25 protein-coding genes are annotated in these 24,006 nt (G+C 34.8%); 1 reads left to right on the top strand and 24 read right to left on the bottom strand.

Annotated features, from left to right (window positions below; all coding sequences use genetic code 11):
- Nucleotides 1–18: 18 nt before the first annotated feature.
- The 8 genes from G8Y84_RS02690 to lepA form a co-directional block, all read right to left on the bottom strand.
- Nucleotides 19–768 (bottom strand): 16S rRNA (uracil(1498)-N(3))-methyltransferase, encoded by a 750-nt coding sequence (locus G8Y84_RS02690; protein ID WP_103158619.1) that lies wholly within the window; start codon nt 766–768, stop codon nt 19–21.
- 5 nt (nt 769–773) lie between these two features.
- A complete protein-coding gene (prmA, locus tag G8Y84_RS02685; protein WP_103158626.1) occupies nt 774–1,703 on the bottom strand; it encodes a 50S ribosomal protein L11 methyltransferase in 930 nt (309 codons plus the stop codon).
- A 3-nt stretch (nt 1,704–1,706) separates the two neighbouring features.
- On the bottom strand, nt 1,707–2,837 hold the full coding sequence (gene dnaJ, locus G8Y84_RS02680) for a molecular chaperone DnaJ (protein WP_037574059.1): 1,131 nt from the start codon (nt 2,835–2,837) through the stop codon (nt 1,707–1,709).
- A gap of 115 nt (nt 2,838–2,952) precedes the next feature.
- Nucleotides 2,953–4,785: a molecular chaperone DnaK gene (gene dnaK, locus G8Y84_RS02675; protein WP_037574062.1), complete on the bottom strand. Its 1,833-nt coding sequence runs from the start codon at nt 4,783–4,785 to the stop codon at nt 2,953–2,955.
- Between the two features lie 63 nt (nt 4,786–4,848).
- Nucleotides 4,849–5,454, bottom strand: coding sequence for a nucleotide exchange factor GrpE (grpE, locus tag G8Y84_RS02670; protein ID WP_037574065.1), 606 nt, complete (start codon nt 5,452–5,454; stop codon nt 4,849–4,851).
- A gap of 38 nt (nt 5,455–5,492) precedes the next feature.
- The gene (hrcA, locus tag G8Y84_RS02665) at nt 5,493–6,476 is read right to left on the bottom strand and encodes a heat-inducible transcriptional repressor HrcA (RefSeq protein WP_037574068.1); all 984 of its coding nucleotides are present in this window, start codon (nt 6,474–6,476) and stop codon (nt 5,493–5,495) included.
- A gap of 99 nt (nt 6,477–6,575) precedes the next feature.
- Complete coding sequence (gene hemW / locus G8Y84_RS02660; RefSeq protein WP_037574619.1) at nt 6,576–7,697, bottom strand: radical SAM family heme chaperone HemW; 1,122 nt, start codon at nt 7,695–7,697, stop codon at nt 6,576–6,578.
- Nucleotides 7,698–7,758: 61 nt separating this feature from the next.
- Nucleotides 7,759–9,582, bottom strand: a complete 1,824-nt coding sequence (lepA, locus tag G8Y84_RS02655; RefSeq protein ID WP_037574071.1) for a translation elongation factor 4 — start codon at nt 9,580–9,582, stop codon at nt 7,759–7,761.
- A 241-nt stretch (nt 9,583–9,823) separates the two neighbouring features.
- On the opposite strand from lepA, the gene rpsT reads away from it, so the two are divergent.
- Nucleotides 9,824–10,072, top strand: a complete 249-nt coding sequence (gene rpsT / locus G8Y84_RS02650) for a 30S ribosomal protein S20 (protein WP_037574074.1) — start codon at nt 9,824–9,826, stop codon at nt 10,070–10,072.
- A 26-nt stretch (nt 10,073–10,098) separates the two neighbouring features.
- On the opposite strand, the gene holA is transcribed toward rpsT, so the two are convergent.
- From holA to G8Y84_RS02570, 16 genes are all read right to left on the bottom strand, one after another.
- On the bottom strand, nt 10,099–11,076 hold the full coding sequence (holA, locus tag G8Y84_RS02645) for a DNA polymerase III subunit delta (protein WP_037574078.1): 978 nt from the start codon (nt 11,074–11,076) through the stop codon (nt 10,099–10,101).
- Nucleotides 11,077–11,172: 96 nt separating this feature from the next.
- Nucleotides 11,173–13,266, bottom strand: coding sequence for a DNA internalization-related competence protein ComEC/Rec2 (locus tag G8Y84_RS02640; RefSeq protein ID WP_107520542.1), 2,094 nt, complete (start codon nt 13,264–13,266; stop codon nt 11,173–11,175).
- A 132-nt stretch (nt 13,267–13,398) separates the two neighbouring features.
- Entirely contained in the window at nt 13,399–13,860 is a 462-nt protein-coding gene (locus G8Y84_RS02635) for a ComE operon protein 2 (protein ID WP_037574083.1), read from the bottom strand.
- 82 nt (nt 13,861–13,942) lie between these two features.
- The gene (locus G8Y84_RS02630; protein WP_103158622.1) at nt 13,943–14,581 is read right to left on the bottom strand and encodes a helix-hairpin-helix domain-containing protein; all 639 of its coding nucleotides are present in this window, start codon (nt 14,579–14,581) and stop codon (nt 13,943–13,945) included.
- Between the two features lie 48 nt (nt 14,582–14,629).
- Nucleotides 14,630–15,352 (bottom strand): class I SAM-dependent DNA methyltransferase, encoded by a 723-nt coding sequence (locus G8Y84_RS02625; protein WP_172458438.1) that lies wholly within the window; start codon nt 15,350–15,352, stop codon nt 14,630–14,632.
- On the bottom strand, nt 15,352–15,708 hold the full coding sequence (rsfS, locus tag G8Y84_RS02620) for a ribosome silencing factor (protein ID WP_103158624.1): 357 nt from the start codon (nt 15,706–15,708) through the stop codon (nt 15,352–15,354). Before rsfS ends, G8Y84_RS02625 begins: the two co-directional genes overlap by 1 nt.
- 12 nt (nt 15,709–15,720) lie before the next feature.
- The gene (gene yqeK, locus G8Y84_RS02615) at nt 15,721–16,293 is read right to left on the bottom strand and encodes a bis(5'-nucleosyl)-tetraphosphatase (symmetrical) YqeK (RefSeq protein WP_037574093.1); all 573 of its coding nucleotides are present in this window, start codon (nt 16,291–16,293) and stop codon (nt 15,721–15,723) included.
- Entirely contained in the window at nt 16,286–16,852 is a 567-nt protein-coding gene (nadD, locus tag G8Y84_RS02610; RefSeq protein ID WP_037574096.1) for a nicotinate (nicotinamide) nucleotide adenylyltransferase, read from the bottom strand. Before nadD ends, yqeK begins: the two co-directional genes overlap by 8 nt.
- On the bottom strand, nt 16,852–17,148 hold the full coding sequence (yhbY, locus tag G8Y84_RS02605; RefSeq protein WP_037574099.1) for a ribosome assembly RNA-binding protein YhbY: 297 nt from the start codon (nt 17,146–17,148) through the stop codon (nt 16,852–16,854). The genes nadD and yhbY overlap by 1 nt, the downstream gene beginning before the upstream one ends.
- 9 nt (nt 17,149–17,157) lie before the next feature.
- The gene (aroE, locus tag G8Y84_RS02600; protein WP_037574102.1) at nt 17,158–17,970 is read right to left on the bottom strand and encodes a shikimate dehydrogenase; all 813 of its coding nucleotides are present in this window, start codon (nt 17,968–17,970) and stop codon (nt 17,158–17,160) included.
- A 13-nt stretch (nt 17,971–17,983) separates the two neighbouring features.
- Nucleotides 17,984–19,084, bottom strand: coding sequence for a ribosome biogenesis GTPase YqeH (gene yqeH / locus G8Y84_RS02595; RefSeq protein ID WP_037574105.1), 1,101 nt, complete (start codon nt 19,082–19,084; stop codon nt 17,984–17,986).
- Nucleotides 19,081–19,611 (bottom strand): YqeG family HAD IIIA-type phosphatase, encoded by a 531-nt coding sequence (locus tag G8Y84_RS02590; RefSeq protein ID WP_037574108.1) that lies wholly within the window; start codon nt 19,609–19,611, stop codon nt 19,081–19,083. The genes yqeH and G8Y84_RS02590 overlap by 4 nt, the downstream gene beginning before the upstream one ends.
- Before the next feature lie 66 nt (nt 19,612–19,677).
- Nucleotides 19,678–20,370 (bottom strand): 5'-methylthioadenosine/adenosylhomocysteine nucleosidase, encoded by a 693-nt coding sequence (locus G8Y84_RS02585; protein WP_037574111.1) that lies wholly within the window; start codon nt 20,368–20,370, stop codon nt 19,678–19,680.
- Nucleotides 20,371–20,655: 285 nt separating this feature from the next.
- A complete protein-coding gene (locus G8Y84_RS02580; protein WP_165806096.1) occupies nt 20,656–21,882 on the bottom strand; it encodes an NRAMP family divalent metal transporter in 1,227 nt (408 codons plus the stop codon).
- A 3-nt stretch (nt 21,883–21,885) separates the two neighbouring features.
- Nucleotides 21,886–22,647 carry a 5-oxoprolinase subunit PxpA gene (pxpA, locus tag G8Y84_RS02575; RefSeq protein ID WP_037574117.1) on the bottom strand — a complete coding sequence of 254 codons (762 nt, stop codon included), beginning with the start codon at nt 22,645–22,647 and terminating at the stop codon, nt 21,886–21,888.
- The gene (locus G8Y84_RS02570) at nt 22,640–24,004 is read right to left on the bottom strand and encodes an acetyl-CoA carboxylase biotin carboxylase subunit (RefSeq protein ID WP_037574120.1); all 1,365 of its coding nucleotides are present in this window, start codon (nt 24,002–24,004) and stop codon (nt 22,640–22,642) included. The genes pxpA and G8Y84_RS02570 overlap by 8 nt, the downstream gene beginning before the upstream one ends.
- Nucleotides 24,005–24,006: the final 2 nt, after the last annotated feature.

Raw genomic sequence — 24,006 nt, 5'->3', positions numbered from 1 at the left:
AAATTCACCTCATTTTATCTAATTTAAATCAAATTCATAACTCAACGCACTTAAAGCATATAAGGGTGCAGTTTCTGCTCGCAAAATACGTGGACCTAAACCAACGTATGTGACTTTGTCATGTAAGTCATTAATTTCATTTGGTGAAAACCCTCCCTCAGGTCCAAACATCATAAGTACTGTGGAACCGGGTTGAATTTCTTGTAACTTTTTCTTGAAAAGAGCGGTCTCGCCTTGTTTAGCTGTTTCTTCATAAGCCATAAGTACATAATCATATTGACTAATCATATCATAAATAGAGCTGAATTTCGATATAAATTCTACATCAGGAATCAGTTGGCGATAACTTTGTTCAGCGGCCTCTTTAACAATTTTTTGCCAACGAAGGCATTTTTTCTGAGCTTTTTGATCATTAAGTTTAACGACAGACCGTTCCATATGTGTGGAGATAAAATGAGACGCACCAAGTTCTGTTGCTTTTTGCAGTAACCATTCATACTTGTCGCTTTTAATGAGGCCACTACAAATAGTGACCTTAACAGGTAATTCAGAATTAATAGAAAGTTCTTGCGTTGTTTCAATTTCTACATGCGTATTTTCAATGGAGATAATTTTAGCTTCAAATGTGCGCTTTTCTTTAAAATTGATAATGACACTTTCCCCTTCGGCCATTCGCATGACAGCACGGATATGGTGGATATCTTCTTCATTTGTTATAAAAAAACGCTGATGGCGTTCAGCGTTTTCATTTAAAAAATAACGTTGCATCGTTTTCACACCTTTTGTCCGGTTATACAGACCCAACCATTATCGTGTTGCGTCTCGTTAATTTTAAATCCTGCTTGCTTCATCTGTGTTTTTATTTCGTCAGCTTTCTCTTCAATTATACCAGAAGCGACAAAATACCCTTTTGAATGAAGTCTAGCATAGGCTTCTTCCACCATTAATGTGATAACATGGGCAAGAATATTGGCAATAACGACATCATATTGGTTACTTTCGTCGTTTAATAAATTACCTGTAGTTGTTTCAATGGCTGCCTCACAATGATTTTTAACGAAATTTTCTTTGGCCACTTGTACTGCCATTTCATCTAAGTCAATGGCTTTGATATGGTTTGCACCTAATAGATGTGCGGCAATACTCAAAATACCTGAACCAGTGCCGACATCTATTACATCATGATGAGGTTCGATAATTTTTTCAATTGCTTTTAAACACATACTTGTTGTGGGATGGTCCCCTGTTCCAAACGCCATACCCGGATCGAGTTCAATATATAAATGGTTTTCCTCTTTTGAAACAGTTTCCCAACTTGGGACAATATAAAAACGTTCTGAAGCTTGGAACGGATGAAAGTAGTTTTTCCATTCATTTTCCCAATCAGACTCTTCAATTTCTTTATAGTCACTTTGAAAGACGCTAGGATCTACCATTTCTAAATTCGAAATTTGGCTTTTTATATTTTCAAAGAACGATTGGGAAAATTGGGTTTCATTATAGTATGCTTTAATAACCATATGTTGCTTAGGATAATCGTTCGGATTTAAATCGAAAATTTCACCATATTTATCTTCACGGACACGGTGTATTTCATTTGAATCTTCAATTGCGACTCCATTCGAACCTGCATTTTGAAGGATTTCCGTGACACTTTCTTCAGCGTCGGAATTAACAACTACAGATAATTCTATCCACTTCATCATCTATTCTCCTTTAAAGAAACGACGTGCTTTATCTTTGAAATTTGAAGGTTGTTCTGAAATAGATTCTCCACTTTCTTCGGCAAATGCTTTAAGCAAATCACGTTGTTTTTCGTTTAGGTTTGTTGGTGTTTCAACTCGGATGTTAACAAATAAATCTCCATGCCCGTATCCATGTACGTTTTTAACGCCTTTGCCTTTCAAACGGAACTGTTTACCCGACTGTGTACCTGCTGGAACAGTTAACATGATTTGACCATTTAAAGTAGGTACTTTAATTTCATCACCTAACGCAGCTTGTGCAAAACTAATGGATTGTTTATATAAGATGTCATCTCCATCACGTGTAAACTTATCAGACGGTTTTACGCGGAAAACGACAAATAGATCTCCAGCAGGACCCCCATTTTCACCGGGAGCACCTTCACCCGCTAAGCGGATTTGTTGATCGTTGTCGACGCCTTCAGGGACAGTAACTTGAATTTTGACATTTTTAGTTTCTGTTCCACGTCCATGACAAGTTGGACATGCTTCTTCAAATTCTTCTCCTGAGCCATTACATTGAGGACACACTTTTTCTGTACGTACACGACCAAGGATTGTATTTTGTTCTACTGAGACATGGCCTGACCCTTTACAATAAGAACATGTTTTCTTTTTCGTACCCGGTTTTGCGCCATCACCATCACATGTATGACAAGTCACATCTTTACGAACCGTGATTTCTTTATTAGTACCAAAAACAGCTTCTTCAAACGTCACCGTCATCGAATATTGTAAATCGTCTCCCTTACGAGGGGCGTTTGGATCACGTTGGCGTTGTCCACCAAAGAAAGAACTAAAGATGTCTTCAAAACCTGCGCCACCAAAACCTGAAAAGTCTTGACCACCAAAGCCTTGATTAAAGCCACCTTGAGCACCTGCATGTCCAAATTGATCATATTGTTTTCTTTTTTGCTCATCACTTAAGACTTCATAGGCCTCACTAATTTCTTTGAACTTAGCGTCAGAACCCTCTTCTTTATTAATGTCAGGATGATATTTTTTTGATAATTTACGATATGCTTTTTTGATTTCGTCTTTACTAGCATTTTTATCTACGCCTAGGACTTCATAGTAGTCTCTTTTTGCCAATGCTATCGCTCCCTTTTAACCTTCTTATGAATAAAAAAGGGCTGGGACGTTGCTGTCCTAGCCCCTCTATTTTATATTGATAGACTATTGATATGTGCTTATTTTAACACAAACATTATTTATTATCGTCGTCTTTAACTTCTTTAAAGTCTGCATCTTCAACGGTATCATCTTGTTGAGATGATTGACCTTGTTGACCTTGAGCTTGTTGCGCTTGTTGTGCTTGTTCATATACTTTCATTGATAATTGTTGAACGACTTGTTCAAGCGCTTCTTTTTTAGATTTAATATCTTCAATATCGTTACCTTCAAGTGCAGCTTTTAAGTCATCTTTCTTAGCTTCTGCATCTTTTTTATCATCTTCACTTACGTTGTCACCTAAATCAGTTAATGTTTTATCTACTTGGAAAACAAGTTGATCTGCTTCATTACGTAAGTCTACTTCTTCACGACGTTTTTTGTCAGCTTCAGCATTTTGCTCAGCATCTTTCACCATACGATCGATTTCGTCATCTGAAAGTGATGATGATGACTCGATTGTAATATTTTGTTCTTTATTAGTACCTAAATCTTTAGCAGTAACGTTAACGATACCGTTTTTATCAATATCAAATGTCACTTCGATTTGTGGTACACCGCGTGGAGCTGGTGGGATGTCTGTTAATTGGAAACGACCAAGTGTTTTGTTATCTGATGCCATCGGACGTTCACCTTGTAATACATGAATATCCACTGCAGGTTGATTATCTGCTGCTGTTGAGTAAACTTGAGATTTTGAAGTAGGGATAGTTGTATTACGTTCAATTAACGTATTCATACGGCCTCCCATAATTTCAATACCTAATGAAAGTGGAGTAACGTCTAGTAATACAACGTCTTTAACGTCACCAGTGATAACGCCACCTTGAATTGCAGCACCCATTGCAACAACTTCGTCAGGGTTAACGCCTTTGTTAGGTTCTTTTCCGATTTCTTTTTTGATTGCTTCTTGAACTGCCGGAATACGTGTTGAACCACCTACTAAGATTACTTCGTCGATATCTGATTTAGTTAAGCCAGCATCACTTAATGCTTGACGTGTAGGTTCCATTGTTTTAGCGATTAAATGATCTGCTAATTCTTCAAATTTAGCACGAGATAATGTTGTTTCTAAATGTAATGGACCTGCTTCACCTGCTGAGATGAATGGTAATGAAATTTGAGTTGAAGATACACCTGATAAGTCTTTTTTCGCTTTTTCAGCCGCATCTTTTAGACGTTGTAATGCCATTTTATCTTTAGAAAGGTCAACGCCATTTTCTGATTTAAATTCTTGTACTAAATAGTCGATAATGACTTGGTCAAAATCATCACCGCCGAGACGATTATCCCCTGCAGTTGATAATACTTCAAATACACCATCGCCTAATTCAAGGATAGATACGTCGAATGTACCGCCACCAAGGTCGAATACAAGCACTTTTTCATCTTTATCAGTTTTATCTAAACCATAAGCTAAAGCAGCAGCTGTTGGTTCATTAATGATACGTTCTACTTCTAAACCAGCAATTTTACCAGCATCTTTAGTTGCTTGACGTTCACCATCGTTAAAGTATGCAGGAACTGTAATAACTGCTTTTTCAACTTTTTCGCCTAAATAACTTTCAGCAGTATTTTTTAAGTTTTGTAGAATCATCGCTGAAATTTCTTGTGGTGTGTAGTCTTTACCATCAATATTTTCTTTATAATCTGTACCCATATGACGTTTAATGGATTGGATCGTATTTGGGTTTGTGATGGCTTGACGTTTTGCTACTTCTCCGACTTGAGTTTCACCATTTTTAAATGCAACAACTGAAGGAGTTGTACGTGCGCCTTCTGGATTTTGGATTACTTTTGGCTCATCGCCTTCTAATACAGATACACAAGAGTTTGTTGTTCCTAAGTCAATTCCAATTACTTTACTCATAATCAAATTCCTCCTAAATTCAAACATTGTTATTTTTACATAGGTTGGTAAGTTTCGTCAAAACTATTGATTTACTTTTACCATTGAAGGTCTTAAAACGCGATCTTTTAATTTGTAACCTTTTTGCAGTTCCTCAGTAATATGTCCAGATTCGAAATCTGGATTATTATCTTGAACAACAGCTTGGTGATAGTTTGGATCAAACGCCTCACCTTCTGATTTAATCGCTTCAAGACCGTTGTCTTCTAAAGCTTTAACAAGGCTACTATAAACCATTTCTACCCCTTTTTTAAGTGAATTGAATGATTCATCATCACCTTCTATTTGTAAGGCACGTTCGAAATTATCTAAAGCAGGTAGGACATCACTTAAAACCCCCTGTGCTTGATATTTTCTTTGTGTGTCATTTTCTTTTTGGATACGTCTTTTATAATTTTCAAACTCAGCATAGAGACGTAAATATTTTTCTTGTTCTTGATCAACTTGAGTTTTTAATGACGCAATTTCCTCGTCTTTTGGATCAACATCCTCTTGGTTAACCTCAGTATCAACTTCTTCAGTTGATGCTGAATCAGAGTTTGTTGATGGTTCTGCAGCATTTTGAGTAACGTCATCGTTAGTATTTTCTTCGTTTGTTTCTTGTGCAGAAAAATCTTTTTCTTCAGACATTTTGAAACCTCCATACTTTAATTCGATAAATGAAATACTTATGAAATTCGACTAAGCAATTGAATCACATTTTGATAATGCATTGCTGTAGGACCGATAACGGCAACATAACCGTTCAGTGCATGATCAATCTCATATCTTCGAGTTAAAATTGCTATATTTTCAACATCCTGTTCAATCTCATGACCAATTTTAATCGAGATACTTGAATCCACCATTTCATCTAGTAAATCTGTTATTTGGTTTGATTCGATATATTTTAGGATGGTTTGTATGGCTGAAACGTTTGTTTCATTTAATCTCTCGATGAGTTGGTGTTTACCACCTAAATATATACGCGAAGATTCACTTGCAACCTCACGATGAATCAAATCAATAAGTTGATTTAAAAAAGTCACTTCAGATTTTGAAAGACCGTCTAAACTTTGTAATTGAATATCCATTGTGCGATTTACAATCGAAACACAATGTAAGGATAAAAAGTTAGACAATTTCACAACAGATGAAGAGGATATGGGTGTTTGTGAAGATAAATGTAAATGTTTCACATGACCTGTTTCATAAATCAACACAATAATAAGATGATAATCATGAACTTTCATTAATTTAATATCTAATATTGCCACCTTTGAATGATCTGGACCTACTACAAGCGTAGTATAATGTGATTGATTAGAAAAATCTTCAGCAAAATTATCGAGTGTTGAAGATATATCAAAATGATGTTTTAAATACATTTCGTTAATATTGATATTATTTTGCTTGTTGTCTTTCATCGGTTGTTTTAACAATCGATTCGCATACAATCTAAAACCAGCCTCTGAAGGAATACGCCCTGAAGACGTATGTGTTTTTACGATTAATTCTTTTGATTCGAGAAGTTTCATGTCATTTCGAATCGTCGCTGGACTTACATTGACGTTATGACGCTGAATGATTGTATTAGATCCAATAGGTTGGCCAAGTTCAACATAATCCTCAACAATTGCATTTAAAATACTTAATTGTCTTTTAGTAATCATGTTTCCACCTCATTAGCACTCTTTCATCTCAAGTGCTAATTATAATTTATCAAATTGGTCAAAGTAAGTCAATGTTAAAGCATTGAAAATGAAAATATTTTATATCTCGATAAAAGCTTCGAAAACTTCATTACCGACTATACGACCTTGATCAGTAAGAGATACTGTGTTTTTATCATTGTTAATCCAACCTTTATTCTCTAACGTGAGTAGCTGTCTTTCAAATAAGTGGTCAATATTTTCGTTATATTTTTGGTGGAAAATGGTTTTATTAACCCCTTGATTCATGCGTAAACCTAAAAACATTTCCTCCTCAATTTGTTCTTTAACTGTAGGAAATGATTTTTCTAAAATTGGCTTTTCATTATTAGTGACATGTTGAATATAATGATTCACCGGTTTTACATTTGTATAACGACACCCATTGACGTACCCGCTTGCACCTGCTCCAAAACCATAATAACTTTCATTTTTCCAATAGACTTTATTATGTTGTGATTCATGACCACTTTTAGCGAAATTTGAAATTTCATATTGATGCATTTCGGTTTGCTTCATTTTTTTCATTAAATGTTCGTACATTTCTGCACCAAGGGTGTCGCTTGGAAGAATGAGTTTCCCTTTTCGATAAAGATTATAAAACTGTGTTTGTGGCTCCAATATCAATCCATAACAAGAAATATGATCAATATCGAGCGCCAATGCTTCGTTTAAACTGTGATTAAATTGTTCTAGCGTTTGTGTAGGTAAATGATACATTAAATCGAGGCTCACGGAAGGGATGTTAAATTTTTTGGCAAACTCAACAGCTTGATAAATATCTTGAGTTTTGTGTGTTCTTCCCAATAATTTTAAAAGCGCATCGTCAAAAGTTTGAACTCCCATGGATAATCGATTGACACCATATGATTTTAATAACTTAATCTTTTCTTCTGTGAGCTCATCGGGATTGGCTTCAAAAGTATATTCCCCTAAAATATTAAATTGATTTTCGATAGCTAATAATAATTTATCCAGCTGTTTCATAGTTAATGCGGTCGGTGTACCTCCACCTACAAAAAGGGTTTCCAGTGTTTGTTTTGAATCAAAATGCATTTCTTTAATTAAAGCATCAATATACGCATCTACAGGTTGATTTTGAATAAAATATTTATTGAAATCACAATATGTGCAAATGTTGACGCAAAAAGGAATGTGGATATATGCGCTTTTAATCATTATTTTCCCTCCTGACAACGAGAACTCCCAATCACATATCTATTTGTAATTGGGAGTGGAGTATTTATTCTTCGTCCATTTTTAAAACAGCTAAAAAGGCATCTTGTGGTATTTCGACATTACCGACTGCTTTCATTTTTGCTTTACCTGCTTTTTGTTTTTCTAATAATTTACGCTTACGACTAATATCGCCACCGTAACATTTAGAAAGTACGTTTTTACCCATGGATTTAATATTAGTTCTTGCCACTATTTTATGACCCACAGCCGCTTGTACCGGCACTTCAAATTGTTGACGCGGAATTAAGGTTTTAAGTTTTTCAACCAATGCTTTACCACGTTCATATGCAAAGTCTTTATGAACAATAAAACTTAATGCGTCTACTTTATCACCATTTAATAGAATATCCATTTTCACAAGGTTACTTTCTTTATTTTCAATGAACTCATAATCGAAAGAAGCATAGCCTTTTGTATTTGACTTTAACTGATCAAAGAAATCAAATACCACTTCAGATAATGGAAGTTCATAAACAATACTTACTCGAATGTCATCAAGATAATCCATATTTATAAATTGGCCACGTTTACGTTGGCATAATTCCATCACTGCGCCTACATAATCATTTGGAACCATCATCGTTGCACGTACAAAAGGTTCAAAAACTTTTTCGATTTTGTCACGCTCAGGCATTTGCGCTGGGTTATCGACTTGTATCGTGTCCCCGTTTCTAAGGACAACTGAATAAATTACTGACGGTGCAGTGGCAATGAGTTCGATGCCAAATTCACGCTCGATACGTTCTTGAATAATCTCCATATGTAGCATTCCTAAAAAGCCAGTTCGATAACCGAAACCAAGCGCTTTGGAAGATTCAGGTTCAAATTCTAATGACGCATCATTTAATTGTAATTTTTCAAGCGCTTCACGTAAATCGTTGTAATCTTTATTATCTATTGGAAATAGTCCGCAATAAACCATTGGATTCATTTTTTTATACCCTTTTAACGGCGTTTCTGCAGGGCGGTCAAAATGTGTAATCGTATCTCCAACTCGAGACTCATCCACATTTTTAATACTTGCTATAATATAGCCTACATCTCCTACTGTTAACTCTTCAACAGGGAGTTGTTTCGGTGTATTAATGCCGACCTCAGTCACTTCGAACGATTTACCTGTTGCCATCATTTTGATTTTATCACCTGGTTTAACTACCCCATCAACCACACGAATTGACGAAATCACCCCACGATATGGATCATATTCCGAGTCGAAAATTAACGCTTTTAAAGGAGCTTCTGGATCACCCTCAGGAGGTGGCACCATTTCTACTATTTTTTCTAAAATTTCATCAATTCCAATATTTGATTTTGCGCTGGCTAAAACAGCATCGTCCTTATCTAAACCAATTACATCTTCAACTTCTTGTTTTACACGCTCAGGTTCTGCTGCAGGTAAATCGATTTTATTAATGACAGGTATTAATTCTAAATCATTATCTAAAGCAAGATAGACGTTTGCTAGTGTTTGGGCTTCAATTCCTTGAGCAGCATCCACAACAAGTATAGCACCCTCACAAGCAGCCAAAGAACGTGAAACTTCGTAAGTAAAATCGACGTGTCCGGGTGTATCAATTAGATGAAACGTATATGTTTCACCGTCATTTGCTTCGTATTTCAAACGGACTGCATTAAGTTTGATTGTGATTCCACGTTCACGCTCTAAATCCATAGAATCTAATAGTTGTGATTGCATTTCACGGGCTTCAACAGACTTTGTATTTTCAAGTATACGGTCGGCAAGTGTTGATTTACCGTGATCAATATGAGCAATTATTGAAAAGTTTCTAATATTTTTTCGTCGATTCAAACGTTCTTCATTATTCATCGTATCCTTCTCACTTTCTCGTTCTTCCGAATTATGTTTCGCATCTTTGATATGATAACGTTTTTAACCTATAATTGCAACTTTTGAAGTAATAATATTCAGTTCGCTATGAGATGGAAAATTACGCTAAAAATGCATGATTCAAATGAAATAATGATTGCACAATGATAGGAGTTTTGATAGAATAAATTTTGTTGTAATCAAAACCTTTTGATCATAATGTTTCTAGGAGGTGCTTTAAATGCCAAATATCAAATCTGCTATTAAACGTGTGAAAACAACGCACACAGCTGAAAGCAAAAATATTTCACAAAAAAATGATATGCGTACAGCGGTTAAAAACGCTAAAACAGCTATCGAATCAAATGCTGATAATAAACAAGAATTAATTAACAGCGCTATTAAAAAGATTGATAAAGCTGCGCAAAGTAATTTAATCCACTCTAATAAAGCGGACAGAATGAAATCTAAATTAATGTCAGCGAAATAAAAACACGAGGCCAAGCCTCGTGTTTTTTATAGTTTCAAAATAAATAACTCTAAAATTAAAGTTTTATCCATATAGGAAGACTTAAGTTGATAGTCTGTTTCCGCACAAGCATTCATAATATCTAAAATCGTTTCTAAGGAGTACTTACGTGCTTGCCTTAATGCAAGTTTCACTCTATAAGGATGAACTCCGACCGTTTTCGCTATTTGCTGTTCTGAATACCCCTTTTGATTTAAGATGAGACTCTGATAATACAATCTATAATTACTTGTAATTAAGGCTAATAGCTTTATAGGCTCTTCTTTTAATTGAATTAAGTCTTTCATAAGCCGAACAGCTTCAGACTTATTCCCCTTTTGAATGTATTCTGTTAATAAAAAGACATTCTGTTCTAAACTTCGATTGACGATTGTTTTGACATCTTCTAAGTTGATTTGAGGCCGTTCCCCAACATACAATAATAATTTTTCTAATTCTTGCACAATGATTTGATGGTGAATCCCAGTTAAAGATAGGAACGTATCAAGTGCGTCCTGTTTAATATCTTTAAAATTTTCATTTAAATAGCTGTGTATCCACTTTTTAGTTTCTTGTTCAGTCATCTGTTCTATTTTTTTAAGCTTAGCGTGTTTCTTTAATACTTTAACGATTTTTTTTCGTTCGTCTAATTTTGAATGATTGACTTGGAAAATAATTAAAGTTTGATTATCATACTTCTCAATAAATTCAATCATACTATCCATATTGGGTTGTTGCTCTTTTGCAACTTTTTCACCAGTAAAAATATACGCATTTTGAACTAAAACCACTTTTTTATCTGAAAAAAAAGGCAAAGTCATGGCTTCTTCAATGATTTGATTAAAATGTGTCTCGTATAAATTATATTTTGTGAAATTGAAGTCATCTTTTGGTTCACCTTTAAGATAAGCCTCGATAATTTTATTTGTTTCCCTCTCTATAAGTTCAGGAACATCCCCATAGACTGTGTAGATGTAATCAGACATCAGTTACTTCCTCTCTTCGAACAATTAGACTTATTATAACATGTTAGATATTGAGGAGTATAGCGCCTCATATTTAAAAGTATATACCCTTTCGCCTTAAGGTGGTTTACTTAATGTGTAATTCTCACTAGTAAATTGAATTGTTAAATTTTGATTCTCAGCCGTGTTATAAGTAGCTATATCTTGCTTGCTTAGTCGCTCTAAAATTTCTGGATGCGGTAACCTGTACATGTTATTTTTGCCACTTGAAATTAACGCAATTTCAGGTCGTATTGTTGCGAGAAAATTTTCTGAGGTACTCGTTTTACTACCGTGGTGCCCTACTTTTAAAATATTTATTTTAGGTATGTTATATTTTTGCCTTAACAAATCTTCATTTGCAACCGTTGCATCTCCCATTAATAGAATACGATTATTATAAATGTTTGCAAGCGTAATAATAGAGTGCTCATTCGGATTTTCACTATTTTTAATCGTAGCATTTAAAAATTGAAACTGAAATTCATCTAATTTAAGCGTTTTTAGTTCAAATGCAGAATGCAAAATGGCTTGTTCTGATTTAGTAATATCAATGACTTCATGCAACAAATCCCTATTAAAATGATGTGGATTTATAATGATATTTTTTATTGTTACTTTATCAGCGAGTTCCTTAAGTTCTCCCATATGATCCGCATGATCATGTGTAATTAACAAATAATCAATTTGCGTAATTCCTTTGGATTTTAATGTTGGATAGAGTTTCCGCTCAGTAATATTAAAATTTGAACGTTGTTTTAGATGTGGAAGTTGCCCCCCTGTATCGATAAGTAACGTCTTATGTGTGCGACTTTTAAATAATATGGCATCACCTTGACCAACATCTATGAGGATCATTTCATCAGTAAAAGAAGGTTTGAATACAATAGAAAAAAAGATAGCAATCACTGTGAAAATAAGAAAGTAACGATATTTCTTAAGATTAAGTAAAAGCATACTTATAAAACTACAAAAAGTAATTATTAAAAATCCAGGTTCCCCATAATTTGCGATTACCCAATGAAATTTAGTTAACGGCTGGAACATTTGTAATAGCGCTTCTTGGAATTGAAAAAGAGTGTTAGGTAGAATGGAAATGTTTTCTATTATATGAGGAGATATTAAATACATAGGAATGGTTAAAAATGCAAAAGGAATGATGATAAATGAATATAAAGGTACGAAAACTATATTCGTAATAATACTTTGCCATTGAATCTCATTAAAGTGATGATAGCTAATTGAAAGCGTGCCATAAAACGAAACAAGCGTTGTTTTCCATAAGACCAAGTATAGATTTTGTTTAGATAACCATTTTTGAGAAAGAATGAGAAAAAAACAGATAGTAAAAGAAAATTGAAAACCAAGATGATAATGGAGTTCGGGAGCATAAAGGGATAATGCGATGTAAGATAAAGATAAAATAGTGATCCCATTAAGTAATAGCAATTTTGAGAAAATGAGGACTATGCTTGCCATAAGTACTGCACGTTGAGCACTCGGAGCATCTCCCGCAAATATGAGATAAATGGGTAAGAGACATAAAATAATTATTTTCACGACAGCTAGAGGCATAGGCAATCGTTTTAAAATCAAATAAAGTAAAGATAATAGAATGCCTACATGTGTACCACTGACGGCAAATAAATGAGAAATCCCTAATTGACGTATAAGAGAAAGTTCATTAGGAGTGATATATTGGCTATTCCCAGTTGTAAGCGCGATAATTTTGTCTTTCCCTATTAGTTTTGAAGAGAGTAATCGTTCAGTATAAATATTTCTGAAGTATCGTATATAATCATCCCATAAGGGTTGTGAACGGTAGCATGATTGAAATGTTATAGTTTGAACATTGAAGTAATCCACTTGGCCCATATTATTAGCGGGTTTTATTTTCCCTTGAATTTTACATGTATGGGTAAAAAAGAATCTTGCGGAGGGGACAGTTTGTTTCGGCGGGTTGTATACCTTCAGTATCATCTTTTTATTGTTTGAAGTTGCTACTGTAGCATGCAGGCCTGTACGATCAATAATAGGTAACGAAATAAATTTTATACGAATTGTTGTTGGTAATTGTGAAGTTTGAGAATTACTTTGTATAAAAGATTGATTTTTGTTGATGAAGTGGTGCTCTATAGCCCCTCCCAAAATACAACTTATGATACATAACAAAGTAAGTGGCCACCGTTGATGTTTTATAAATATACTACATGTAATTATTGCGCATAAAAAACATGCAGTATATAAATGATGAATGGCAAGTTGACCGATGATAAAAAAACAAAGTATATACTGCATAAAAATTTATGTTCTTAAAATATATTTGACGATATCTTCTGGGTGAAATGGGACACGTGCATATTTTACACCCGACTGTCTTAACAATTGGAGAGCGTATGGATGATTATGATAATCTTCAGCATAATAAATTGTTTTAATGCCTGCTTGAATGATAGATTTTGTACAGTTCAAACAAGGAAAATGCGTAACATATATCGTTGCATTTTCAGTAGAAACTCCTTGTTTAGCACATTGTAAAATCGCATTCATTTCCGCGTGAATAGTGCGAATACAGTGTCCATCTTCCATTAAACACCCCTCATCTATACAGTGTACTTCTCCTGCAACTGAACCGTTATATCCGCCAGCGATGATTCGATTATCTTTAATAATTGTCGCTCCGACAGATAAACGTTTACACGTTGAGCGCAATGCTAACAAATGTGACTGAGCCATAAAATACTCATCCCATTGAATGCGTTCCATAATTTCACCTCATCTATTAAAACTTAATTTAATTATATCTTACATGTGTGCATTTCGTCACAATGTACTCAAAATTTTTGAGCTAAACTGTAAAATAATCTTTTAATTTTTCGAAAGTTTTTTCACCGATGCCTTTAATTTCTTTTAAATCTTCTACTGATTTAAATCCCCCTTTCTCATCACGATAGGCAATAATTGATTGTGCTTTTGAAGGACCAATACCAGGAACTTCGACTAAATCTGACTCTTGGGCTAAATTTAAGTTTATAGGTTGTTTTTGAGAATCTTGATTTGAAAGGGATGGAGTTATCCCCTGGGCGCTAGTCGCCTCTCCTTTCTTAGGAACGTAAATCAATTTTTGATCTATCAATTTTTCAGCTAAATTAATTTGTGATAAGTCTGCTTGTGGGAGAATACCGGCTTTTTCAAGGACGTCTTTGACACGTTGATTCGATTTCATTGTGTAAGGTTGTACTTTTTTAACTGCTCCTTTAACGTCCACAATAATATCAGTTATTTGTGCTGTTTCTTTTTCGTTTATAGTGTCAGAAGTGGCGATATTTTCTGTTAACGTTGTTGGATTAGCTTGTGCAGCATGCTCATTTGACTGAGAGGTATTGAAATATAAAAAAGTTAAAAAAATCGAAATACATACACTAACAACGAGAATACCAATCACTATTTGAGGATGTTTAAGTAAATGATTTAAACGGTGATACATAAAAAAGCCCCTTTCACATCTATACACGTGTTAAGGAGGCTCATTTCTTTATTTTGTTGCAACGAAAAAAAGACGATCGCCTTTTTCGTCATGATTGTTAATATCAAAATCGTAAAATGATTGTATATTTTTAAAACCAATCATTTTAAGCATTGATTCATATATTGCTTTTTCAAGGGTGCGTTGGAATTGGGATTCATCTATTCTTTCATAAGTTCCTAAATCTGTTTTAGTGAAAAATGTTAAATCGTGCCATACACTTAAGGGAAGTTCTCCTTCAGTTGTATGCCAAATAAGTGTAAGTTCTTCACGGTCATCCATATAAAGTTGATTATTAAATTGTGTTAACATTTTATGAGCAGAATGTACATCGAAAATAAAAATTCCTTGTTCATTCAAATGATGATAAACATGATTGAAAGTATCCATTACCTCTTCTTCAGATTGCAAATAATTCAGTGAATCACAAAAAATCGTAATAAGATCAAATGTTTGATTTAAGTTGAAATTTGACATATCACCTTGTATCCAATGCACTTCTGTTGATTTTTGTTTAGCATATTGAATCATTTCAGTGCTTAAATCCATTCCATAAACAATTGGAGCCATATGCGTTAATTTTGAGGTGAAAGTGCCTGTCCCACAGCCTAAGTCTAAAAAACTAAGAGATGGTTTATGAGGTTTGAAATGTTCCACGATTTGTAACCATTGGTCATAGGGTTGATCTGACGTTAAAACATCATAAAAAGAGCTTAATTTTTGATAAGACATTATGCTTTGACGACCTCTTCATATAAGTACATTTCGGCATCATGATATAATTTTTCTAAATTATAATGTAAGCGTTCATCTCTTAAGAATACGTGAACAACTACATCTGTCAAATCTACTAAAATCCACTTTGCTTCTTGATATCCTTCCATACGTTTTACATTAATGCCGTGTTCTTCTGCATTATCTTTCACAGCTTTTGCGATGGCTTGAACTTGTCGTTCATTGTTACCGTGACAAACAACGAAATAGTCTGCGATATCAGAAATTTGTTGCATGTTCAAAGAAACAATATTTTCAGCTTTTTTATTTCCTGCAGCTTCAACTGCAAGTGTTAATAATTCATATGCGTTCATTTAATCATCCTTTTATTTAGAATCGTTAAAGTTATAGTAATTTAAGCAATCAATAGTAGCTTGAAAAACGTTCACATCTTTTTCAACTAAATATAAAACTGTGCGCTTGGAAATTTCGTAAATTGTTTTATCTAATCCTTTGCCACCATATACCATTTCACGAATATCTTCAACACCTTTAGTCGTACGTCCAGGTTCAATATAATCCGCAATGAAAACAATTTTTTCATTTTTTGTCATATGTTTTCGACCTGTAGTGTGATGTGCAATCGCTAAAAGAATGTCCTCATCATTGATATGATATTGATGTTTCATAATAGTAGCACATACCGGACCGTGCAGTATTTCAGAACCATAACTTAATAAAGCAGAATCAAGGTCATATTGCGTTACTATTTGATACATGGATGCAAGGTCATCGTATTTACAAAAATCATGTAATATTCCTGCAAGTTCAGCTTTATCAACATCCCCTTCATATTGTTGTGCTAATTTCACTGCAGTTTCAGCTACACGAATAGAATGTTCAAATCTTTTTTTCGGTAGCTTTTCTTTGACTAGCTCTATTGCGAAAGATTTATCCATATAAACCCTCCTTTTTAATATATTGTTCCACATTAAGCGGTACCCACATGTGAATCGTTTTTCCATTTTTCCGTCGATGTCTTACTTCTGTAGAACTTATTGCCATTTCCGGCATATTGACAAATATGACAGATTCATCTTGAAACTCATGTTGCGGTGCACGATTGACTACGATAAAAGTCACAAAGGTTCTTAATTCCTCAATGTTGTACCATTTCGATAGCTGCAAATATTGATCAGTCCCTATAACGAAATAGATTTTATCGTTAGGGTGTTCTTGTTGAATGACTTTTAAAGTGTCATACGTATAGCTATCACCTTTACGTTCAATTTCATCATAACGAATTTGACCAAAACCAAGATTATGGATAACGAGTTTGAGCATTTCAATTCGATGAAAAACATCAATATTTTGTTCGTGTTGTTTTAGAGGCGATTTATAGCTCGGTAAAAAATAGAAGATATCGGGTTGTATCGCCTCGTATACCATTGTAGCCACCATCTCATGTGCACTATGAACTGGATTGAATTGTCCACCATATATGACAACTTTTTTCATTATGATGGCAACTCAATAGATTGATGGTTTTTAGACGTTTTATAAAGTACAATCATTGAACCAATTTGTTGAACAAGGTGGCTTTCTGTAGCTTGGCTTAGTTGGTGTGCAAGTTCAGTTTTATCATCTAAATTATTTTGCAAAATGTGTACTTTGATAAGTTCTCGTTTTTCTAAAGCATCTACAATTTGTTGTACCATATTTTCATTAATTCCTGATTTTCCAATTTGAAAGATAGGATCAATGTGATGTGCTTCACTTCTTAAAAATCGTTTTTGTTTCCCTGTTAAATTCATAATCGTCTCCTAATCATTATTTTGAGTTAATTGATTTAAAACTGTTGTTTTCATCGCTTCAATATTAGCATCTAGATTCGTCCATATTTTAAAGCTTTCTGCGCCTTGATACACGAACATATCTAAGCCATTATACGTGTCATATCCATTACGGCGTGCATTTTCCAAAAAAGGCGTCTCTAAAGGCGTATAGATGATATCGCAAATTAATGCGTTGTTTTTTAGTGTATCAAAAGTCAGTAGCGCTTCTTGTGAATGGTGCATACCTATAGGAGTGGTATTAATTATAATATCAAAATGGTGTGCTTTTGAACGAACTGAGGTTAAGGGCATCGCTTCAACATCAAACGACCATGTATCAAATCGCGACATCGTTCTATTGGCAACATATATAGGATACTTAGTATATTGTTTTAATTGATAAGTAATCCCTTTACTTGCGCCTCCAGCCCCTAAAACTAAAATTTTTGCTTCAGTTAATGCACCATAATAATTTTTAAGGCCTTTAACAAAGCCCAAACCATCGGTATTGTAGCCTATCCACTTTCCATTGGTAATTTTCACTGTATTTACAGCACCCATTTCACGGGCTTCTTTTGAAATATCATCTAAGTAAGGAATGATACGTTCCTTGTGTGGAATCGTTACATTAAAGCCATCTAATTGGCGATCATCAATAATATCCCTAATATGGTTAAAATGTGTTTCTGGTATACTTAATGCTTCATATCCGTAGTCTAATTGTAATGCACTAAAATTAGCATGATGCATCAATGGGGAAAGAGAATGATTGATAGGATGGCCAATCACCGCAAATTTCATTCTATGCCCTCCTTTACATAATTGATGGTCGAAGCGTCACATCAACCGATTTTGGCACCATCACACTAAATGAAGCCCCTCTGTCGATTGTAACGAAACCAAGACCAGAAATCATCACGTCTTGCTTTTCAGTATCGGTGGATAAAGTCACTTTTTTAAGTTCATCTAGTTGAAATGATTTAGAATTTGATGGTGGAGATAAAAACGTTCCTACCTTTTCTTTCCAAAGACGATCTGCGTTTTCTGTTTTAGTACGATGGATTTTTAAATCATTAGAAAAATAGCATATCAACGGTCGTTTGCCACCTGTTTCATAATCTATTCGAGCGAGCCCGCCGAAGAAAAGCGTCTGTCCTTCATTTAATTGATAAACGCGTTGTTTAATTTCTTTTTTAGGCATTATAATATTTAATTCTTTCGGTGTTACAAGGTGTGTCATTTGATGTTCTTGAATGATTCCTGGTGTATCATACATATCTGATTTTTCATCGATTGGAATGTCTATCATATCAAGTGTTGTTCCTGGTATTCGTGAGGTTGTGACAACATCTTTTTCGCCCACACTTTGTTCAATAAGTTTGTTAATAAGGGTAGATTTCCCAACATTCGTCGTACCGACAATATAAACGTCTTGTCCTTGACGATGCTTTTCGATAGTCTCCATTAAAACATCTATTCCGTAATTTTTTTGTGCAGAGATAAGCACAACGTCATCTGCAAAAAGTCCATAATTTTTAGCGGATTGGCGTAACCATTCAGTGACACGACGCTTATTAATTTGTTTAGGTAAAAGATCGATTTTGTTGGCTACTAAAATAATCTTCTTGTTACCAACGATACGTTTGATTGCGTGAATGAAGGAACCTTCTAAATCAAAAACATCCACTAAGTTAACGACGATTCCCTTTTTATCTGAAAGTTTATTTAAAAGTGTTAAAAAGTCATCGCTTTCCATGCCGACATCTTGAACCTCATTATAGTGCTTTAATCTAAAGCAACGACGGCAAATTACATCGTCTTTAAACAAACTCGATTCAGGTACATATCCAGGTTTATCTTTATCGTCTGATTGTAACGTTGCGCCACAACCGATACATTTTAATTCGTCTGTCAATTTGTTTCCTCCCAATTAATATATCCTTTTCTCTTGAAATAATGTAATAAACGACGTTCTATCATTCTATTAAGCTTCGTCGCAAGGCCATCAGAATTTTTTACTGGAACGACCATTATTGTATATAGACCGTTATGGTTTCCGCCAAAAACATCTGTTAACATTTGATCCCCAATAATGACCACTTCGTCCTTGTTTAAGCCCATTTGTTGAGTGGCTTTATTTAGTGATTTACCTAATGGCTTGCGTGCTTTGAAAATATAATCTACATCTAAATCACTAGAAAATGTTTTTACTCGCGCCTCATTATTGTTAGAAACGATAGTCACTTTAATATTTCTTTCACTTAGATTTTTAAACCATTGCTCAACGCCTGGTGTTGGGTTCGCTTCGTCCCAACCTACTAAAGTATTATCTAAATCTGTAATAACCCCTTTAATATTTTTTTCTTGTAATTTATCGAAATCAATTTCATGAATTGATTTAACGTATTGATTTGGCAAAAATAAGCGACTTATAATACCCATATTAATCCTCCACTAATTAAAGTTCATTCTTGTTATTATAGCATAAGTACTATTTATTGAATATTTCTATTCATTTAATTTTTCGAGCAAGGCGATCACCATTTGGCTTGAAGATTGTGATGCAACTTTGAGGAAGGCCTCAAATGTCATTCCTGCATCGCCATCAGCAAGATCAGAAATAGCACGTGTAACGATAAATGGAACTTTAAATTGATAGCACGTTTGGGCAATGGCTGCCGCTTCCATTTCCGCTGCCAATGCCTGAGGAAAATATTTTAATATTTCAGCTCGTTGTACATCACTTCCAATAAAGCTGTCACCAGATACGATGAGGCCTTCTTTAACAGGTTGTTTAAGTTGATTTAACACATGATTTACTTGGGTTATCAAGTGACGATTTGCATCATAGGTTTCAGGCATCCCTGGTATTTGACCCATTGCATAGCCGAAAGCGCGTGCGTCGGCATCATGATACGCCACTTTCGTACTTACAACGACATCCCCTAATGCTAAGCCAGGTTGTAGTCCACCAGCTGAACCCGTGTTAATTATTAGTTCTGGTTTAAATTGTTGGATGAGTAAAGTAGTTGAGATTGCAACATTAACTTTACCTATCCCGCTTTGAATTAATACGACCTCAGCGCCTTTTAAATTCCCTTTATAAAAAACAGTGTGCGCAATTTGTAAAGTTTCGACTTCATGCATATGTGATTTTAAAATTTCGACTTCCTCTTCCATGGCACCAATTATCCCAATCATAATTTTCCTCCTTGATGTCTCTATATTCGTTGTCAATTTTAACATAACTGTTTAGAAGATGAGAATAATTAGTCATTACAGTGTTGAGTTGTTAAATACTTTACATTGTTGTCTGAAAATCTCAAATTTCTTAGCGCTAATATTGAAGTTTTCTAACTTATTTTGAGGTTTTGGGGTTAACCCAGAAGTATATTGTATAGATAAATTGGTTTTAAAAAGCTCGAAAAAGGGCTTAAAAAAAGGTAAAGAGCTTCTGTGATAACAGAGTCCTTTACCTTTTCATGATTATTTACCTAATAGTTCTAATAGACCTTGGAAGGAATAAATACCTGTGAAAATTGTAACAAGCACTGCAATAATACCAAATACAAGCATCCAAGTCGGATGTTGGTAATTGCCAACGATACTTTTCTTTTTAGAAGCAATAAGAATCGTTGTAAGTACGATTGGTAAAATTAAACCGTTGAATGCCCCAGCAACGATCAATAATGTGACAGGTTTTCCTAAGAATAAAAATATAATAGTTGAAATAACGATAAATGCAATCACGACGTAATTGTCATGTTTGTAAATTTTATGATGTAATGTTTTAAGAAAAGTCGTACTTGTATATGCTGAACCAATGACTGAAGACATCGCTGCTGCAAACAGTACGACACCAAAAATATTCTTACCGATTGGTCCGAGCGCATGTTCAAATACAGATGCTGGAGGATTATCAGGATTCAAGACTACGCCAGTTACAACCACACCTAATACAGCTAAGAATAATAAAGCACGCATTACGCCAGTGGTTAAAATCCCGTAAATCGCTGAACGATTGACGAAAGGTAAGTAATTTTCACCTTTGATATCAGCATCTAGTAGACGGTGTGCACCAGCAAATGTAATATATCCACCAACTAATGTAATAATTGGTAAAACAAGAGAAGCTGGGTTTTCAGGAACAATCATGCGACCAGCAGCTTCAAGATATGGAGGATTCGTTTTAATCATAACGAATGCTACGATCGCAATCATTACAATTCCTAAGATTAATGTTACTACGTCCATCACTTTTTGTCCGTTTTTCGAAACAAAGACTAAAATTGCAATGATTGCTGTGATTGCTGCGCCTATTCTGACATCAATCCCGAAAATAGCATTTAATCCTAAACCGGCACCGGCAATGTTTCCAATATTAAACGCAAGTCCACCTAAACCAATTAAAATTGATATAAATGTTCCTAAACCTTTGACCACGCTATTAGCCACTTCTTGACCACGTAATCCAGTTACAACTAAAATACGCCAAATATTAATTTGCGCTCCAATATCTATAATGATTGATAATAAAATTGCAAATGCAAAACTTGCTAAGAATTGTTGTGTAAATACAGCAGTTTGTGTTAAAAAGGCAGGTCCAATCGCTGACGTTGCCATTAAGAATACTGAACCTAACAGGAGACGTTTATGTGTTTTTGTAAATTCGAAGTCTCCTTGGTTTTTAATTTCGTTTGAATCTTTTTTCATTCATTAACCCCCTAAAGTTACAATTTCAACACCCACTGTTGATAATTGTTTGCGAATTTGTTTAACAAATTCTAATGCGTGTTCCCCATCTCCATGTACACAAATTGTATCTGCAGAAATGTTAATTTCTTCCCCATTAATTGCAGTTACTTTTCCTTTTGTCACCATTTTAACCACTTGATCAATGGCTTCTTGCGTGTCATTAATCACAGCGTTTTCTTGCTTTCGGCTTACTAATTGGCCATTTGCCTCATAGCGACGATCTGCAAATACCTCAGAAGCAGTCTTAAGACCAAGTTTTTCCGCTTCTTCAATTAAGTAAGAATTAGATAAACCAACAAAAATGATATTTGAATCAATATCATGCACTGCTTGTGCAATCACTTTTGCAATTTTTGGATCTTTAGCCCCCATTTGATAAAGCGCTCCGTGAGGTTTAACGTGGTTTAAAGTGACCCCTTCAAGATCACAAAATAGTTTAAGCGCACCAATTTGATAAACAATCATATTATAAATTTCATCATGTGACATATCTAAATTTCTTCGACCAAAGCCTTGTAAATCAGGAAAACCTGGGTGAGCTCCGATGCCAATTTTATTTTGTTTAGCAATTTTTACCGTCTTGGCCATCACATTAGAATCCCCTGCATGAAAACCACATGCAATATTTGCAGAGGTGATAAGCGGTATCACTTGTTCGTCATTGCCAATCTTATAATTACCAAAACTTTCTCCAAGATCACAATTTAAATCTATTTTAGTCATGTTTAGCCTCCTCGAAAATTTCGTGACGATCTAAAAACTTGATGTCTACATTTTTAGCATCACCTTCATAATATGGTGGATAAGCTAAGACAGCATAAAGAAAGTCGGCTGTTGTACTAAAACCGTCAATAATCATTTCATCAAGTGTCACTTTTAATTTTTCGATTGCATGAAGTCGATTGTCCCCTTTTACAATAACTTTAGCGACTAATGAATCATAATATGATGAAACAGTATAACCACTATATAAAAACGAGTCAACACGAACATTAAAACCTTGTGGAAGATGCAACCTTTGCACAGTTCCTGGAGTAGGTCTGAACCCTAATTCTGGGTCCTCGGCATTAATACGCGCCTCTATCACGTGCCCTTGGAACGTAATATCATTTTGATGAATTTTTAATTCTCCATCTCTCATTAACAATAATTGTTGACGTACTAAATCTACGTTTGTACGCATTTCTGTTACAGTATGTTCCACTTGGATACGCGCATTCATTTCTATAAAGTAGTAGGCATCTTCAGTGACCAAAAATTCAATTGTCCCGGCACTACGGTATTGCGCTGCTCGAGCAACTTTAACCGCATCACTACACATTTGTTCTCTTTTTTCAGGTGTGAGAGCACTACAAGGAGATTCCTCAATTAATTTTTGATTTTTACGTTGTACAGAGCAATCTCGTTCTCCTAAATGTATAAAGTTCGCTTGACCATCACCGAGCACTTGAACTTCTACGTGCTTTGCAACAGGAATAAATGCTTCAACATAAACACGATCATCATTAAAATATTTATTTCCTTCACTTTTAGCTTCTTTAAAGAGACGTTCAACTTCACTTTCCTCTTTTACGATACGAATGCCTTTACCGCCTCCGCCACTCGCAGCTTTTAATACTATAGGGTAACCTAATTCTTCAGCTAATGTTTTAATCTCCTCAACAGATTCAACTGAAGAATGTGATCCGGGTATTACAGGGACACCTGCTTTGTCTACTGTTTGTCGTGCAGTGATTTTATCTCCCATAAGTTCCATTGTTCGTTTAGTTGGACCTATGAAATATAACCCTTCATTTTCCACTTTTTCAGCAAAGATAGGACTCTCTGATAAAAAGCCATATCCTGGATGTATAGCATTCGCATTTGTAATTTCTGCGGCAGCTAAAATATTTCTGATATTTAAGTAACTATCTAAAGGGTTGGCATCACCGATACACACAGCGTGGTCTGCTAATTTTACATGCAGACTATTTTCATCACCCACTGCATATACTGCTACAGATTCCATTTTCATTTCACGTAATGCACGAATAATTCGCACAGCAATTTCCCCACGGTTGGCTACTAAAACTCGATACATGA

The organism is Staphylococcus sp. 11511212 (genome assembly GCF_011394755.1).
In the GTDB taxonomy this organism is placed as follows: Bacteria; Bacillota; Bacilli; order Staphylococcales; family Staphylococcaceae; genus Staphylococcus; species Staphylococcus chromogenes.
This window is presented reverse-complemented; position numbering and strand designations above follow the sequence as displayed.